The organism is Sphaerisporangium perillae, from assembly GCF_023276435.1.
Classification (GTDB): Bacteria; Actinomycetota; Actinomycetes; order Streptosporangiales; family Streptosporangiaceae; genus Sphaerisporangium; species Sphaerisporangium perillae.
Genome location: NZ_JALLPO010000012.1, coordinates 135234 through 152021 on the forward strand (window position 1 = coordinate 135234; position 16788 = coordinate 152021).

14 protein-coding genes are annotated in these 16788 nt (G+C 71.4%); 3 read left to right on the forward strand and 11 right to left on the reverse strand.

Annotation, left to right across the window (positions count from 1 at the left end):
• The first annotated feature begins 91 nt into the window (after positions 1–91).
• Positions 92–583: a hypothetical protein gene (locus MYF83_RS14095; protein WP_308201443.1), complete on the forward strand. Its 492-nt coding sequence runs from the start codon at positions 92–94 to the stop codon at positions 581–583.
• A 161-nt stretch (positions 584–744) separates the two neighbouring features.
• Complete coding sequence (locus MYF83_RS14100; protein WP_248960746.1) at positions 745–1638, forward strand: hypothetical protein; 894 nt, start codon at positions 745–747, stop codon at positions 1636–1638.
• Between the two features lie 166 nt (positions 1639–1804).
• On the opposite strand, the gene MYF83_RS14105 is transcribed toward MYF83_RS14100, so the two are convergent.
• Positions 1805–2914, reverse strand: a complete 1110-nt coding sequence (locus MYF83_RS14105; protein ID WP_248960747.1) for a hypothetical protein — start codon at positions 2912–2914, stop codon at positions 1805–1807.
• A 170-nt stretch (positions 2915–3084) separates the two neighbouring features.
• Here MYF83_RS14105 and MYF83_RS14110 point away from each other — a divergent pair, with 170 nt between their 5' ends.
• Positions 3085–4056, forward strand: a complete 972-nt coding sequence (locus tag MYF83_RS14110) for an aldo/keto reductase (RefSeq protein ID WP_248960748.1) — start codon at positions 3085–3087, stop codon at positions 4054–4056.
• A gap of 296 nt (positions 4057–4352) precedes the next feature.
• On the opposite strand, the gene thpR is transcribed toward MYF83_RS14110, so the two are convergent.
• From thpR to MYF83_RS14160, 10 genes are all read right to left on the reverse strand, one after another.
• Complete coding sequence (gene thpR / locus MYF83_RS14115) at positions 4353–4916, reverse strand: RNA 2',3'-cyclic phosphodiesterase (protein WP_248960749.1); 564 nt, start codon at positions 4914–4916, stop codon at positions 4353–4355.
• Positions 4870–6195 (reverse strand): MFS transporter, encoded by a 1326-nt coding sequence (locus tag MYF83_RS14120; protein WP_248960750.1) that lies wholly within the window; start codon positions 6193–6195, stop codon positions 4870–4872. Before MYF83_RS14120 ends, thpR begins: the two co-directional genes overlap by 47 nt.
• 224 nt (positions 6196–6419) lie before the next feature.
• A complete protein-coding gene (locus MYF83_RS14125; protein WP_248960751.1) occupies positions 6420–6875 on the reverse strand; it encodes a MarR family winged helix-turn-helix transcriptional regulator in 456 nt (151 codons plus the stop codon).
• 89 nt (positions 6876–6964) lie between these two features.
• Positions 6965–8230, reverse strand: coding sequence for an MFS transporter (locus MYF83_RS14130; protein WP_248960752.1), 1266 nt, complete (start codon positions 8228–8230; stop codon positions 6965–6967).
• Positions 8231–8360: 130 nt separating this feature from the next.
• Entirely contained in the window at positions 8361–10124 is a 1764-nt protein-coding gene (locus MYF83_RS14135; protein ID WP_248960753.1) for an ABC transporter ATP-binding protein, read from the reverse strand.
• Positions 10125–10473: 349 nt separating this feature from the next.
• Positions 10474–10902, reverse strand: a complete 429-nt coding sequence (locus tag MYF83_RS14140; protein WP_248960754.1) for a VOC family protein — start codon at positions 10900–10902, stop codon at positions 10474–10476.
• 53 nt (positions 10903–10955) lie between these two features.
• The gene (locus tag MYF83_RS14145; RefSeq protein ID WP_248960755.1) at positions 10956–11375 is read right to left on the reverse strand and encodes a helix-turn-helix transcriptional regulator; all 420 of its coding nucleotides are present in this window, start codon (positions 11373–11375) and stop codon (positions 10956–10958) included.
• Positions 11376–11556: 181 nt separating this feature from the next.
• The gene (locus tag MYF83_RS14150) at positions 11557–13983 is read right to left on the reverse strand and encodes an SCO7613 C-terminal domain-containing membrane protein (protein ID WP_248960756.1); all 2427 of its coding nucleotides are present in this window, start codon (positions 13981–13983) and stop codon (positions 11557–11559) included.
• A 154-nt stretch (positions 13984–14137) separates the two neighbouring features.
• Positions 14138–14797: a response regulator transcription factor gene (locus tag MYF83_RS14155; protein ID WP_248960757.1), complete on the reverse strand. Its 660-nt coding sequence runs from the start codon at positions 14795–14797 to the stop codon at positions 14138–14140.
• Positions 14794–16755 carry a sensor histidine kinase gene (locus MYF83_RS14160; RefSeq protein ID WP_248960758.1) on the reverse strand — a complete coding sequence of 654 codons (1962 nt, stop codon included), beginning with the start codon at positions 16753–16755 and terminating at the stop codon, positions 14794–14796. Before MYF83_RS14160 ends, MYF83_RS14155 begins: the two co-directional genes overlap by 4 nt.
• Positions 16756–16788: the final 33 nt, after the last annotated feature.

Sequence of the window (16788 nt, forward strand, 5' to 3'; positions counted from 1 at the left end):
GGCATGTCCAAGCTAGCGCTTGGAGCAAACTTGGCGAAAGAGGCATAACGGCCATACCTATATCGAACAGACATTCGATACACTTCCTGACGTGTACCTTCCGCCCGGGTGGCCGTCCGAGGTCCGCCCGCCGGGGAGCCCCGACTGGGAGGCCTCGGCGGTCGCCTGGCTGCTCGACGCGGTCCCGCCCGACTACCGGGCCTACGGCGTGCTCCGGCGTCATCCCCTCGCCCTGGCGCGCCTGGCCCGCCACCACGTCAACGCAACCGTGGAGGCCGCCCGCGCCGGTTACCGGGGCGCGGCCGTCGAGCTGAAGGAGCACCTGCCGCCGCACGCCGTCCAAGCGGTCCTCGAGGCCTACCGCAAGGAGGGGCCGAAGCTGGTGCGGCTCGCCGCCTCCATCGAACTGGTCGAGCACGCCCTCCGCGGCGAGCCCTTCGTCCCCCGCATCGACCCCGCCAATCCCCGCATGGGCACCTCCGGTCCACGCGTGGGCCCGGCCTCCGGCCTCCGCGCCCCCGGGCCGCGCGACGACGCCTCGGGCCGCGTGGACACCTCGGGACAAAGAAGATCGCCCAGGTAAAACCCTGGAACGAGACGGCCCAAGAGTCTTCCCCTCCCTACGGTTCCGCGTTACCGCGGGGCATACCTCGACAGGCACGCCAGCATGATCCGCACTGATGTTCTGGCGTGCCTCTCCCAGCCCCGAACTCCAGGGGCAGTCATACGATCGAGGGGTAGTTCATGAATTCAGCCCATGCTCTGGCGTCCCTGCCTCAGCGTGTCCTCCTTCTCGGCGCCACCGCGTCGCTCCTGACGGTCCCCGTCATGGGGGTCTCTTCCGCATCGGCTCAGTCGTCCCCATCCCCGCACTCGGCGCTTCCGGCCTCCCCGTCCGCACCTCCCGCCTGCGTGCTCGGCAACGGAGGCTTCGAGGAGCCTTCCGACCTGCGCGGCGCCGGCAACATGAGAACCGACATCCCCAACTGGCACACCACCTCGGCCGACCGGGTCATCGAGCTGTGGGGCCCGGGCAACGCGCCCGGCACCGGCGTCGAGGTCGCCGCGGACTCGGGCAGCGTGTTCGCCGAGATGAACGGCACGCAGGCGTCCACCCTGTACCAGGACATCACGACCCACCCCAAGACGGTCCTGGTATGGCGGCTGGCGCATCGCGCGCGGAGCACGAGCCCCGACAACAAGGACGTCATCCGCGTGAAGATCGGCGCACCGGGGGGTGAGACGGTCCAGATCCCGCTGGGCCAGACCACTTCCGACATCGCGGACGGCGGCACCGGCTGGGGCCACTACACCGGCATCTACCGCGTCCCGAAGGGACAGAAGGTCACGCGGTTCTCCGTCGAAGCGGTGTCCTCCGCCGCGGGCGTGCCGAGCTACGGCAACTTCCTCGACTCGGTGGAGGTGACCTGCAGCCCGCCGTGCCCGAAGGCGAAGTTCCCGCACCGGTCTTCCTGCGACGAGCTCGGGCTCCCTCGGTTCCACTCTCGCCTGACACCGCCGGCGCACCTGACGCCGCAGGCGCACCTGACGCCGCCGGCGCACCCAGCGTCGCCGGCCCACACGAACACGCCCATCGGCACCGCGACCGACGCCCTCCTCCCGCGCCCCGCACAATGACCGGGCGCTGAGGGACCTGATGATCGGGTGCCTTCCGGGACCGCGTGCACCGGCCCCGGCGGGCACCCGTACCGGTGAACGTGACGAGGCCGCCCAGGCACCCCCGTACCGATGAAGGTGACGAGGGCGGCCGGGCACATCGGTACCGGCGACCGGCCCGGCCAGGTCAGGCGGCGCGGCGCGCGATGAAGGCGATGATGCCGGTGGCGCCGAGGGCGACCCCGAGCCACAACGCGATGAGGCCGGCGGGCACCCCGCCGTCACCGTCCCCGTCGCGGGCCGCCGCGTGCGAGGCGGCGGCGTCGGGGACCACGCCGACCCGGGACGGCGTGACGCTCGCCCGCGGCAGGGCACTCGTGGTCTTTCCCGCCGCGGCCGAGGCCGGGAGCGGCACCAGGTACACCGGGCTGTTCGCCCCCTCGGTGCCGGTCAGCAGCGATCTGCCGTCCCTGGTGTAGGTGATCGATTCGGCCTGCTGCAGCGAAGGCATGGACACCCTGCCGGTCAGCTCGCCCGGCGCCCGGTAGAGCGACGCGGAGAAATAGGTGCGGATCACGAAGCCGGACCCGTCGGGAGCGTAGGCGGCGTCCGTCGCCATGATGGGCGCTGGGCCGACCCGGCGCAGGATGTTCACCTTGTCGGTGCTCAGCCGGGCCGGGGCGGCGTAGATCGAGCCCGCGAACTCCTTGCTCACGACGTACAGCCGCCCGGTCTTGGGGTGGACCATGATGCCCTCGGCGTTGCGGTTCCCGTCCTTGTACCGGAAGCGGTAGCGGGTCGCCGGCAGCGTGGCGTCGCGCATCACCTTGGGCTCGGCCACCTTGTAGATCGAGTAGTCGGGCCAGCCGCCGTTGAGGTTGTCCCCGATGTCCGCGAACCACAGGAAGCTCTGCCCGGTCGCCGGGTCCACCGAGGCGGCCATGGCCTCCCAGTCGCGGGCGACGGCGCCGGCGACCGTGAACGTCGCCAGCGTGCGGCCGTCGGGGCCGACGGCGTAGAACTGGGGCCCCGCGCCGCTGTCGTTGTGGGTGTACACGACGTCCTTGTGCGTGGGTGACACGGCGAGGCCGCTCGACTCGCCGATCCGCGGGTCCTTGAACCGGAAGAGCAGCCGCTCCTTGCCCTCGCCGCGCGGCTTGCCCGCGTTGTACGGCCCGGCCGTGGCCCGTGCGGCGGCGTCCGGCGCCGCCGAGGCGGACGCCGCGACGGGGCAGGCCACCACCAGCCCGAACGCGGCAAGGACTCGTACCGCAACGACCACCCGTGTGCTCCCCATCCGCTCATCATGCCCCGCGCCTCTGGTTGCCGCGCCGGAGCCGCCGCCCGGATCCAGGGATGGAGTTGGGATAGGTCTGGTCGAGACACCGTCTTGGCCCGGGCCCTCGCGCGAGGGCGGGACGGGACCGGACTGGGCTGGAGTGCACTCCAGGTGTTTAGTGTGGGCCTATGGAATATGCACACCTTGGACGCGCCGGTCTGTCCGTCAGCCGTCTCTGCCTCGGCACCATGAACTTCGGCCCCGAGACCTCCGAAGAGGACTCGTTCGCCATCATGGACCGGGCCCACGAGCTGGGGATCAACTTCTTCGACTCGGCGAACGTCTACGGCTGGAAGAAGGGCGAGGGAGTAACCGAGAAGATCATCGGGCGGTGGTTCGCCAAGGGCGGCGGCCGGCGGGAGAAGACCGTCATCGCCACCAAGCTGAACGGCTCGATGGGCGACTGGCCGAACGAGAGCAAGCTGTCCGCCCTGAACATCCGGCGGGCCTGTGACGCCTCGCTCAAGCGGCTGCAGACCGACTACATCGACCTCTACCAGATGCACCACGTCGACCGGGACACCCCGATCGACGAGATCTGGGAGGCCATGGAGGTCCTGCGCCAGCAGGGGAAGATCATCTACGTGGGGTCGTCCAACTTCGCGGGATGGCACATCACCAAGGCGCAGGAGGCGGCCAAGCAGCGCCACTTCAACGGCCTGGTGTCCGAGCAGTCGCACTACAACCTGCTCACCCGGACCGTGGAGCTGGAGGTGCTCCCCGCGTGCGAGGAGTACGGCCTCGGGGTGATCCCGTGGAGCCCGCTCGCCGGCGGCCTGCTCGGCGGCATCCTCCGCAAGATCGACAAGGGCCGTTCCGCGGCCGAGCACGTGCTCGCCTCGCTCGAGAAGCACCGCGACCAGATCGAGCGGTACGAGGCGTTCTGCGACGAGCTGGGCGAGCAGCCGGCCGACGTGGCGCTGGCCTGGCTCCTCGTGCAGACGGCCGTGACCGGCCCGATCATCGGCCCTCGCACGGTCGAGCAGCTCGAGGGCAGCCTCCGCGCGCTGGAGATCAAGCTGGACGACAAGGCGCTCACCACTCTCGACGAGATCTTCCCCGGCCCCGGCGGCACCGCCCCCGAGGCGTACGCCTGGTAGGCCACGACCCGCATCGCACGGGCGCCCGCCTCTTGCGGGCGCACCGTCGAAGACCAGGGCACCCGCCATCGGAGTCCCGCGAGAAGCCCCCGGCGACCCCGCCGGGGGCTTCTTCGATCCTGGTGGACACGTCTCGCATACATCGGCGGGTCAGAGCGGTGACACCGGCCGGTATGGCAAGGGACCGCGCCTCGGAAACGGGCTAGGAGAGCAGCGCGCCGAGCACGATGATGATCACTAGCACCGCGAGCACGGTGGGCAGCAGCCAGCGACGGGGACGGTCCACGTTGTGGAGCCTAGTCGCGTCCGGCCAGTGGCCATGCCCCGAGAGCCTCGTAACGCACCGACGCCCCGAGATGGCTGCGCATCAGGTGGACGGCGTCCGCGCGCCAGGGCGTTCCGGAGAAGGAGCCCAGCGCCTCGACCAGGGGCCGCGCGTCAAGGCCCGTACGCGAGCGGGCCCGGGCCAGGGTCAGGTGCGGGTGGAAGGGCTTGGTGTCGCTGTGGACGGCGCCGGCGCGCCGGGCGCCCGCGGCCAGCGAGGCGGCCAGGCGGGCCAGGCCGGAGCCGCCGCCCCGCAGGCCGAGCCATACGACCTTCGCCCGCGCCGCCGAGGAGAAAGCGCCTGCCGGCCCGAACGACAGCGTCATCGCGGGGTAGCGGCTCGCCGCCCGGGCCAGCCTTACCTCCAGCGCGGGGAGCACGTCCTCGTCGACCTCGCCGAGGAAGGCCATCGTGACGTGCCAGAGCTGCGGCGCCACCCACCGCAGCTCCGGCCACCCGTCCCGGTGGGGCTCGACGGCTTCCGCCACCTCAGTGAGCGCCTCGGGGGGCGGCGACAACGCCACGAACAGCCGCACCGCGCGTCCTTCCCTCGGCGAACCGGGTGAGCAGGATCGCCAGACTGACGCCCACCAGGCACATCACTCCGCAGATCACCACTCCGAGGCGGGGACCGGCGAGCTCGCCGACCCAGCCGATCAACGGCGCACCGATGGGAGCGCCGCCGGTGAACACCAGGACATAGATTCCCATGACACGGCCCCGCATCTCCGGTGAGGCCGCGAGCTGGACGGAGGAGTTCGCGGCGGTGTTCGTCGTGATCATCGCCATCCCGGCCGGGATCAGCAGGAGCAGGAAGACCGGATAGGCCGGCGCGAAACCGGCGGCGATCTGCGCGACGCCGAAGCAGACAGCGCCGCCGACCAGCAGGCGGCGGCTCGGCCGTGCCCGCCGCGCGGCCAGCAGTGCCCCGCCGAGGGCTCCCACCGCGAACACGCTGGACGCGACGCCGAACGACGACGCGCTCTGGCCGAACACCTGCTTGGCCATCAGCGCGATGCTCATCGAGAAGCTGGTCGCGAACATCGCGACGAACGCCACGAGCAGGATCGGCATCAGCAGCTCAGGCCGCTGCCACACATACCGGACCCCCTCGCGCAGCTGCCCCTTGGCCCTCGGGATCGGCTCGGGCGTGCGCAGTTCGGACCCGCGCATGAGGAACAGCCCGCCGATCACGGCCGCGAACGACAGCGCGTTCAGCAGGAAGATCGGTCCGGTGCCGCCCAGCGCGTAGATCAGCAGTCCGGCGACGGCGGGGCCGACGACCCGGGCGAGGTTGAAGGTGGAGCTGTTCAGCGCGATCGCGTTGGACAGGTCGGCGCGGCCGACCATCTCCACGACGAACGACTGCCGCGTGGGCACCTCGACGCAGGAGACCGTTCCGAGCGCGAACGCCATCACGTACACATGCCAGGTCTGAGCCTGTCCGGTGATCGTCAGCAGGCCCATGGTGAGCGCCAGCATCCCCATCAGGGACTGGGCGGCCATCAGCAGCGGGCGCTTCGGGTAGCGGTCGGCGAGCATGCCGCCCCACAGGCCGAACAGGACCACCGGCAGGAACTGCAGGGCGGTCGTGATGCCGAGCGCGGCGGAGCTGCCATGAGTGAGCTCCAGGACCAGCCAGTCCTGGGCGGTGCGCTGCATCCACGTGCCGACGTTCGACACCACGCTGCCGGAGACGAACAGGCGGTAGTTGTGGTTGCGCAGCGACCGGAACATGCCGCCGGTCGGCCGCCCGACGGTCTCGGCCCCCCGGGTCTCCTCGGCCTGCACCTCCCGCAGCTCCGAGTCGCGCACGACCAGCGCCTCCGGGGGTTCTGGGGGTTTCGGACGCCGTGCCGGCCACACGCTTGGCGCCCGCAGCACGCGGGAACGGTTCGCGGCCAGGTCGGCATGCAGGCCTCGCGCCCGGTTCGCGGCCCGCAGGCCCCCCTTCCCGCCCGTGAGGATGCCGTGCCACGAGGCCGGCGCGCCGGGTTCGAGAGGGTCTGCGGCGTCGTCGTCCACAGCCTGTGGACGACTTACATCTGCGAGAGCTTCTCCAGGATCGGCGCCGCGGCCCGAAGCGTCGCCCGCTCCTCGGGCGTCAACTCCTTCAGCCGCTTGGCCAGCCATGCCTCCTTGCCCCGGCGCTCCTCCTTCAGCAGCCCGCGCCCGGCCTCCGTCACGCTGACGGTCACCTGCCGCCGGTCTGTCTGATGCGGGGTACGGGCGAGCAGCCCCCGCTCCTCCAGCGCGGCGATCACCCGCGTCATCGAGGGAGGCTGCATCTTTTCCAGCTCGGCCAATTCGCCAGGGGTGATCCCTGAATGCCGTTCGACGGCGGCGAGTGTCGCGAGCTGTGTGGGTGTCAGCTTGTGGGCTCCGGCCTGCCGCCGCAGCCGCCTGGTCAACCGCGCCAGCGATACCCGCAGCGCGGAAGCCAGCCCGGCGTCGCTGCGCAGGTCCAACGGGCGCCCCATGTTCTTCGTTAGCATAAGTCATTACCTTTGCTAACTATATACGACATCCCGTGATTCCCAATGGCTCGACCTTTTTTCCGGCTGTTCTCCGACACGAGGCCTGATCAATGCGGGGCGGGCGCGGCGGTCCGGCCGGCCGCGTCGGCGCCCTCCGTGGAGCGCATGGTGCGCACCTCCCGCGAGAGCAGGGTGAGCGCCGACGCCACGATGATCAGCGCCCCGGCGCCGTACTGCGTGGCCGACAGCCCGATCCGGTCCGCGAGCGGACCCGCGAGCAGCGCGCCGAGCGGCATCGCCATCACCGAGCCGAGAGCGTCGTAGGCCGAGACGCGCGCCAGCTTCTCGACGGGAACGTTCCGGGCCAGCGCGACGCTCCACTGGACCATCATGATCTCCATGGTCAGGCCGAGGAACACCGCGGCCAGGCAGAGCGCGGGAAGCGGCCAGTGCATGGCCAGCGACAGCGGCGAGATGGCCATGCAGCCACCGATCACCACGACGAACAGCATGGGCCTGCGCGGGGTGAAGCGCAGGGAGAGCACGCCGCCGAGGATCAGCCCGAGGGCCTCGGCCGAGGTGATCGCCCCCCACGCGGCCGGGCCGCCGAGCTCGGCCTTGGCGACCGCGGGACCGAGCACCTGGAACCCGCCGTACCACGCCATGAGGATGACGCAGAACTGCACCACGATCGCCCACAGCCAGGTGTGGGAGGTGAACTCCGACCAGCCGTCCCGCAGCTCGCCCAGCATGCCTGCGCTGCGGACCCGCTCGTGACCGGTCACCCGGATGGCGAGCAGCAGAGGGATGGTGCCGAGCAGCCCGATGCCGCAGATCGACATCGCCCAGCCCGGCCCCACGGCCGCTACGACCACACCGGCCACGGCGGCGCCTCCCATCTGGGCACCGTTCATCGCGAGCCTGCTCACCGCGTTGGCCTGCTGGAGCAGCTCGTCCGGCACGATCTTCGGCAGCAGCGCCTGCGACGCCGGGTAGAAGATCGCCATCCCCACGCCGGTCAGCGTCTCCAGCACGATCATCTGCCACAGCCGGGCCTCGCCGCTCAGCACGAGCAGGCCGAGCGTCCCCTCCGCGACCGCGATCATGATGTTGGCGGCGATGATGACCCGCTGCGGCGGGACGCGGTCGGCGATGACCCCGCTGATCAGCGTGAACACCAGCGAGGGAGCGATCTGCGCCGCGAGGACGTACGACAGGTCGGCGGTGGATCCGGTGAGGTCCAGCACCGCGAAGGAGACGCCGACCAGCGAGAACGCGACAGCGGCCGGCGCGAGCAGGCGGTCTGCCAGCAACAACCGGAAGTCGCGGATCCCGAGAACCGGGAAGCGGCGGGCAAGGGCGCGCCACGGCATGACTATCGTCCGATCGAGTTGAGAGGGCGGCGTCCGGTGCGGAGGACGGTGTTGGAGCCGGCAAGGCGGCGTTCGACGTTAACGGGGTAACCACCGGTGGGCAATCGGTTTTTCGGCCCGCGCGCGCCCATCACCCGAGCTGGGCGGCCTGGAGCCCCGAGTAGAGCCCGCGCCGGCGGATCAGCTCGTCGTGCGTGCCGATCTCGGCGATCCGCCCGTCCTCCATGACCACGATGCGGTCCGCCGTACGGATCGTCGACAGGCGATGGGCCACCACGAACACCGTGCGACCGGCGACCAGCCGCCCCAGCGCCTGCTGGATGAGCGCCTCCGACCGGGTGTCAAGGGCGGAGGTCGCCTCGTCCAGGATGAGCACCCGGGGATCCCGGATGAGGGCGCGGGCGATCGCGAGACGCTGCTTCTGGCCGCCCGACAGCCGCGCCCCCCGCTCGCCCACGACCGTGTCGAGCCCGTCCGGGAGCCGGTCGATGAACTCCGTCGCGTTGGCGTCCCGCAGGGCGTCGCGCAGCGTCCGCTCAGGGACGTCCCGCATGCCGTACAGGACGTTGTCCCGGATGGTGCCCTCGAACAGGATCGACTCCTGCGGCACGATCGAGACGAACCGGCGGTAGGTGCGCAGGTCCAGGGTCTCCATGTCGCGGCCGTCCAGCAGGATCCTGCCGGACGTGGGGCGCAGGAAGCCGATGACCAGGTTCAGGACCGTCGACTTGCCGGCGCCGGAGGCCCCGACGAGGGCGACGGTCTCGCCAGGGGAGACGGTGAGGCTGAAGTCGCCGACCGCCGGCCGGTTCCCCTGGTAGCTGTAGGCGACGTCCTGGAACTCCACCACGCCGCGGACGGAGTCGACCCGCGCCTTGCCCGCGTTGTTCTCCAGGTCGGGCGCCTGCAGGACCTCGCCGATGGACCGTACGGCCTCCAGCCCCTTGCTCACCACGGGAGTGAGGCTCATCAAGGTGGTCACCGAGGAGGTCAGGGTCGCGAAGAACGTGCTCAGCATGACCACGTCACCGGGGGTGATCGCGAGAACCTGGTAGTACGCCACCCACGCCGAGGCGGCGAGGAAGCCGGCGCCCAGCACGTTGAGCGTGATCCACGCCAGCGCGCCGAACCGCCCGTTCAGCAGGTCCAGCCGCAGGCTCGTCCGCAGGACTTTGCTGAGCGTCCCGTCCACACGCTTGAGCGCGTCCTGCTCCAGGCCGTGCGCCCGGGTGATGGGGATGAGATGGGTCATCTCGGTCACCCGTGAGGAGAGACGCTCCACCTCCTGGCGGAAACTCTCATTGTTGGAGCGCAGCCGGTCCCGCATCCGCATGACCAGCAACGCCGCCGTCGGCACGACGACGAGGAAGACCGGCAGCGCCGCCGGAACGCGCACGGCGATCACGACAAGCCCGCCGCCGAGCATCCACAGCGCCGCCAGCCCATTGTCCCCCGCCTGCTGGAGCATCTGCTCGACGCTCTCCACATCGCGGATGACCTTGGTCTGCAGCACGCCCGCGCTGACCCGGGAGTGGTAGCCGATCGAGAGTTGCTGCATCCGGCGGCACAGCGAGGACCGCAGGTTCGTCCCCAGGCGGCGGATGGTCCCGCTCATATAGCGCACGTACGCGAGGTGGAACGGATAGTTCAGGGTCAGCAGGACGAGCAGCACCCCGGTGTTGACCCAGAGCTGCCAGATCGGCAGGTGCCCCACCACGACATCGACGATGTTGGCCGTGATCAGCGGCAGCAGCCACGTCGGGCTGTGCTTGACCATGAACGCGCCGCACGCGAGCACGAGGCGTCGCCGGTCCTCCCGCAGCAGATACGCGAGCGTGCGAAGCGGGTGCTCGCCGCGATACCGGTGATCCAGCGCCCCGTCCGGCACCACCACAGCAACCACTCCCCCTAGAAGCCCACATCCGCCCCAATATGATCACATACCAGGACAAATTCGCGGACGAGGCATCCCGGACGTGCCGCCCGCCACGATCTGGCCAGGAGACGTTCGCGAGGGTAAATTCGCGATATGTCGTGTCTTCAAGTGCGGCTCCGGCCTGATCCCACAGGTCGGCCGCCTCGGCGCCGACGAAGTGTCCGTCCGTACGCGACCTCGGCCGGCGTTTCTGGTACGGAGCACCCTGGTTCGGCACCCGGCTCGTAAGCGCCCGCCGACCTGACTGACGCCGCACTGGAAGCGAGCCGCCGAGCCATGCCCGCCCGCCACGTGGACGCGAAGCCCGTCAGGCGAAGTCCTCCGGCTTGAACTCCCTCGGCTCGACAAGAACGAGCCAGTTGCCGGAGTTGTCGCGGATGACAGCCTCGACGCCGTAGGGCCGGTCCGAGGGCTCCTGGAGGAACGTCACGCCCTTCGCGGTCAGTTCCTCATGGGTCTTCCGGCAGTCGTCGACCCGCAGCCCGAGGCCGCCCATGCCGCCCTTCTCGAGCTGGCGCCGGACGAAGTCCGCGGCTTCGGCGTCGAGCGGCGGGCCCGGCTTCATCAGCGTGATCTCGAGCTCGGGGTGGTTCGGATGGCACACGGTGACCCAGCGGAACCCCTCCCCCATGGTGATGTCGGTATGCGGAACGAAGCCGAGGACGTCGACGTAGAAGTCGCGCGCCTTGTCCTGGTCGAGGCAGTAGAGGGTCGTCAGCGAGACGTTGGTAATCATGTGGGAGAAGCTACTCCGTGTCCTCCGACCTGCACTTCTCCAAAATTGCACAATCAGGGGTCCTCGGTATCGGGCGCCGCCGTGCCGGTCAGATCGAGCACCCCGCACATGAACAGATAGCACCCGGGGACGTGCGGACCGCCGCGGGCCGCCCACCGGTCGCGGTAGGCGCTGGGGCTCTCGCCCACCAGTTGCGTGAACTTCGACGAGAACGACCCCAAGCTCGAGAACCCGACGGACATGCAGATCTCGGTCACCGTCAGGTTGGCGGCGCGCAGCAGGTCCTGAGCCCGTTCCAGGCGGCGGCGGTTGAGATAGCGGATCGGCGTCTCGCCGTACGCCGCCTCGAAGCACCGGACGAAGTAGAACTTGGAGATCCCGGCGACGGCCGCGAGCCGGTCGAGATCGACCTCGGTCTGGTAGTTGCGGTCGATGTGGTCGCGCGCCATGCGGAGCCGAGGGAGCAACTCCACCGGCACCGCCCGTTTTCCCCTGACGGCCACACCACGACACTATCGCCACCGGGACCGGTGGCGGCTTCCTCACCGCCGAACGCACGAGTCACTGACCCCCCGACCAGAAGGTGCCCCATACCCGCCGGAATCCCCCGACCAGCAGGTGCCCCATACCCGCCGGAATCACCCGGCCGGAAGGTCAATCCATCTTCGCCAGGGTGTCCCGCAACCGCCTCAGGTCCCGCTTGCGTGCCTCGTACGTCGCCCCGACCACCACCAGGAGGAGCCCGCCCACCGCGATCGGTACCCAGCGCGGCACCGCGAGCAGCATCTCCGACACGTACGGGGCGAGTTCCCGCACCGCGACCCCGGCCAGCACGACGGCTCCGATCACCGTGGGCGCATGGAGCCGGAACCGGGCTCCGGCGAGCAACACCGCCAGCGCGAGCCCGCCGAGCGCCGGCCACCGCCACAATTCGGTGTCCGCGTAGACCGCCACCAGGCTCGGCAGCATCGTGAAGGAGAGTCCCGCACCGTAGGCGGCCCACGACGAGACGTCCGCGCTCCGCCCCCGCCACCAGCCGAATCCCAGCAGGGCCAGCGAGCACGGCACCGTGTACGCCTCCACGACGGTGACCTCGCCGGCCCACAGCCGCAACCACGAGGCCGACAGCAGCAGGGCGGTGCCCGTGTACCTGAGCCACTCCAGGTTCAACTCGTCCCGACCGGCTCTGCCCGGCCACAGCGACCTGGCCGGCAGGAGCACCCCGGCCACCGCGCACCCCACGCTCGCCGCCACCCTGACCTGCAGGCCCGCCGCGAGCCCCACCGCCATCGCCTCCAGGCCGAGGAAGAGCACGGCGGCGCCCAGCCCCCACACCCGCAGGGCCGTCACGCTGCCGGCCACCGCCATGGCGGCGGCCGGCACCGCCAGGATCGGCAGCACGATCAAGGTCGCCGGCTTGCTGCCGAACGCGTACGCCGCCGCCTCCACCGAGGCAAGACCGGCGACGATCGCGCAGGCCACCGCCCACCGGGACGTCCCGCCCAGCGTGGCGGCGACCGCCCACCGGGGCGCCCCGCTCAGCGTGGCGGCGACTGCCGGCGTGGCGGCCAGCGCCACCTGCATGGCCACCGCGGCCGGATAGGGCACCGCGAAGGCCGCGGGGGCGACCGCGATCGCGAGCGCCCCGGACACCAGCGCGCCGATCAGCGCGATCTCCACCGGCCACCCGCCGGTGCCGCGCACGGCCGGCACGAGGAAGCCGGCCGCCAGCACGGCGAGCACTACCACGTCCACCGGCGATGTCACCTCGCCTGGCCACGGCCCGCCGTCCCACGTGCCCGTCCAGAGCGTGTCCAGCCATGCCAGCGGCGCCGCCAGGGTGGCCGCGAGCCGGGGCAGCGGCGTCAGCGAGGTCAGCAGCGCCACCGTCCCGCCGGTGGCCATGCCCGCCAGCCGTACCCTGCGCCAGGGCAGCCAGGTTGCGGCGAGCACCACCACGAGCGCCGGGACCAGGTAGGCGAGGGGGCGCCAGTCCAGGCTCAGCCGGCCCAGCGCCGACTCCGCCGGCGCGGCCAGGGCTGCGATCAGCGCGAGCGCGGTTCCCGCCGTGACCAGCGCGGCCCAGATCTCCCCCTCCCCCTTGCCCGAACCGGCCAGGCTCCACGCCACGTACGCGCCGAGCAGGGCCAGCGCGGCCAGCGGCGCCGACCTGCCCAGCGCCTCCCCGACGGAGCCGGCGTCGAGCGCGTGCACCGCGCCGCCCAGCAGCGCGAGGGCTGCCATCGCGCTGCCGCAGAGAGCGGCCGTCGTGCGCACCCCCGCCCGGCCGTACCGAACCAGGGCGACGTCCAGCGCCGCCGTGGCCACCAGCATGGCCACCAGCCACGAGCCCGAGGTGGTTCCGGCCAGCAGCGGAAGGACCGGCTGCGCCAGCACCACGGCCACCGGGGCGGGACCGCGAAGCGGCACCACCCGGGCGTAGGCCGCGAGGACCAGCGCGACGAGCCCGCACACCCCGGCCGCGTAGTCGAGCGCCTCGATGGCGTCGACCCCGAGGAATCCCACCCTCCTGGCCGCGTAACCGTCCAGCAGCAGCAGCGCGATGGAGAACCCGGCCACGGTCTCGGCCGTCGCGGTGAGCCTGCGCCGGATTAGTACCACCGGCGCCAGCATGGCCAGCGCGGTGAACCCCGCCAGCACGGCCGCGCGCCCGCCGATGCCGAGCCGCCCCCAGCTCACGACGGTGAACACCACCGCCGCCACCGTCAGCAGCAGGCCGCCGAGGATGAGCAGCAGATTCTGTACGGTCCCCGCCGACACCTCCCGCGTCCGGCCGCTGCCCCCCGCCCCCGCACGCCCATCCTCGCCGGGCCCCGCGCCTGGAGACGGTCCTGCCGCCCGCTCCTGGATCGCTGCTCCGGCGGCCGGGTCACCCACCGCCCCCGCGCGCCCGTCGCGCAGGATGCCCAGCAGTTCCTCCCGGCGGGCCAGCAGCCGCGTCTGCTGGGTTCGCAGCCCGGCGAGCGTCTCGTCCACCCGCCACAGCTCCTGCGCGACGGGTCCCCGCAGCGGCAGCGCGCACTCCGGGCACTCGGGCGCCGCGGGCCCGCCTCCGGCCAACGCCGCACCGCAGTCCGGGCACCTCACATCTCCGCGCATAGGAGAACAATGCAGCCTTCGGGACATCCTTCGCAGGCGCCGTCCCGCTCAGCCCGCCCTCGCAGCACGGCGACCTGGGGGCCGATCAGGAAATAGGCGTCGGCTCGTCAGCGTGTCAGGTGCCGAGGCCGGCTTGGCGGGCGCGGATGATGGCTTCGGCGCGGTCGGCGACCTGGAGTTTGGCGAAGATCGCGGAGATGTGGTTGCTGACGGTCTTGGTGCTGATGACCAGGTGCTGAGCGATGGCGGCGTTGGCGCGACCGGCGGCGATGAGGTCCAGGACCTCACGCTCGCGGGCGGTCAGTTCAGGGAAGGGTTCGGCGCTGGGCACGGCGTGGGCTCCACCGGTGAAGAAGCTGATGATCCGGCGGGCCACAGTCGGTCCGAAGATGGCCTGACCGGCGGCGACGGAACGGATCGCACGAGTGATCTCGTCCTGCTGGGCGCCTTTGATCAGGTAGCCGGAAGCGCCGGCCCGCATGGCGGCGAACACCGACTCGTCGTCTTCGAACATGGTCAGCACGAGAACCCGCGTCTCGGGCACGGACCGCACGATCGCACGCGTCGCGTCGACGCCGTTGGTGCCGGGCATGTGCAGATCCATGACGACGACGTCGGGGCGGGCGAGCTGGGCCTCCCGGCGGGCGCCGTCGCCGTCGGCGGCCTCGCCCACGACCTCGACATCGGTCAGCGACGCGATCAGGGCGCGCAGTCCGTCGCGCATCATCGGATGGTCATCGACGATGAGGACCCGGATACGGTCTGGCGCGGTCAACGTCCCTCCAATGGGAGCAGGGCGTGGACGCGCCCACCCCGGTCCGTGGGTCCCGCGGTGAGGCTACCGCCCAGTTCCGCGGCTCGTTCGTGCATGGAGCGCAGCCCGACGCCGTGCCGCCAGGGGCCGCGCCCGGAGCCGTTGTCGGTGATCTCCAGGTGCAGCGCCCCGTCCGCCCGCAACGTCACGCGGCAGGATCCGGCGTCCCCGTGGCGCAGCGTGTTGGTGATGGCCTCGGTGGCGATCCGGTACGCGGCCACCTCCACCGCGGCGGGAAGCGATGGCAGCGGGTCGGGGGCGTCGATGGTGACGGTGAACGGGGTGGCCTCGCGCCGCCAGGACTGCTCCGCCCGCTGTCGTAACGCGCCGACCAGGCCCAGCTCGTCGAGGTCGGGCGGGCGGAGGTCATAGACCAGACGGCGGATGTCGGCGATGGCGTCGGTCAGGTCGGCGCGCAGATCGAGCAGCAGGCGTGACGCTCGTGGCGGATCGCTCGACTGCAGGTTGTGCGCGGCGTCGGCCTTGAGCGTCACCGCGGTCAACGCCGTACCCAGGCCGTCGTGCAGGTCACGGCGCAGGCGGCGGCGTTCCTCTTCCCGGGCGGCGACGATCCGGGTACGCGACTCGCGTAGCTGCTCCGAGAGGCGCACCGCCTGCAGGGCGAGGCCGATCGGGGCCGCCAGCAGGTTCAGCGCCCGGCCATCGGCGGCGGACAGGCGAGACTCACCGGCGCGCAGACCGACGAGCAGGTCGGCGGAAGGTCCGTCCGCGACCTCCAGGGCGACGGTGTGGCGTACCTCGGGCCGCTCGCCGTACATGGCGATGAGCCTGCCGTCGGCGCTGATCGCCGCGTACGGCAGGCGCAGGGCCTCGCACACCGCGTGGAGGACCCCGTCGAGGCCGGCGCCCAGCCGCGTCCCGACCTGGGCGGCCGCCTGCGCCGGATCGTGGCGCCGGCCGTACATCAGGCGATCCACCAGCCCTTGGAGACCGAGGCGGGCGGGAGCGAACGCGACCGCGATCACCCCGGTCGCGACCAGCGAGTTGGCCGGGAGGTGGTCGCGGGCCAGCACGCCCAGGCCTGCCACGATGCCCAGGTACGCACCGATCCCACCGAACGTGAGCAGCCCGTAGACCAGGGAGCGGTTGACGATCAGCCGGATGTCGTACAGCTGGTGGCGCACGATCGCGACGGTCGCGGCGGCCGGGATCAGCGGCAGGGTCAGCAGGAACAGGATCGGCCCGTCGGTGGTGACGATGCGCTGCACGTTGAGGACGATGAAGACGACCACCGCCCACAGGAGCCACATCACCTGGAGCCGTTGCGTTCCCCGGGAGCGGTAGGCCCGCAGGCCGAGCGCGACGATGCCGGCCAGGAGCACCAGCGCGTCGGCGCCCACGAACACCGGCACCAGCGCTCCCACGACGCGGCCCGCGGCCTCGGGCAGCAGCGGGCTACGGTCGGCGATGGGCTCGGCGTTGATCGCACCGGGGGCCAGCGTCAACGCCGGCGTCAGCACGAGCAGGGCGGCCGTCGCGACGACCAGCGGCCGCCATCGGGGGGACAGCGGCCGTCCGTCCGGGAACAGCTGCAGGATCAGCGGCAGGCACACCGTGACCGCGGGGACCCACACCGTGATGCCGAAAACGTCGACCGCCCGCTCCCACCCCGGCGACAGGGTGAACACGCCCGAGAGCACCCCCAGGCAGGCCACGCTCGCCAGGTAGAACCCGCCGTAGGCGACGAACAGCGACCCGATCCGGTGCCGCGGCCGATGGGCCAGCACGATCGTGCCGAACGCGGTGAAGGTCACCGCCATCGCGCTGTTGGTCAGCAGGTACGACTCGGCGGCGTCCGCGACGGTTTGGCCGCCGGCCAGCCACGACACCCATGACGCGACGACCACCGCCATCGTGACCGCGAACACGACGATCGGCCCGGGTCGCTTCGCTGACATGCGCCCATCATCGGGCACGGCCATCCCAGCGGC

Coding starts and splice junctions, on each gene's coding strand:
- MYF83_RS14100 (WP_248960746.1), top strand. CDS start 745: ATGAATTCAGCCCATGCTCTGGCGTCCCTGCCTCAGCGTGTCCTCCTT.
- MYF83_RS14105 (WP_248960747.1), bottom strand. CDS start 2,914: ATGGGGAGCACACGGGTGGTCGTTGCGGTACGAGTCCTTGCCGCGTTC.
- MYF83_RS14110 (WP_248960748.1), top strand. CDS start 3,085: ATGGAATATGCACACCTTGGACGCGCCGGTCTGTCCGTCAGCCGTCTC.
- MYF83_RS14125 (WP_248960751.1), bottom strand. CDS start 6,875: ATGCTAACGAAGAACATGGGGCGCCCGTTGGACCTGCGCAGCGACGCC.
- MYF83_RS14130 (WP_248960752.1), bottom strand. CDS start 8,230: ATGCCGTGGCGCGCCCTTGCCCGCCGCTTCCCGGTTCTCGGGATCCGC.
- MYF83_RS14140 (WP_248960754.1), bottom strand. CDS start 10,902: ATGATTACCAACGTCTCGCTGACGACCCTCTACTGCCTCGACCAGGAC.
- MYF83_RS14160 (WP_248960758.1), bottom strand. CDS start 16,755: ATGTCAGCGAAGCGACCCGGGCCGATCGTCGTGTTCGCGGTCACGATG.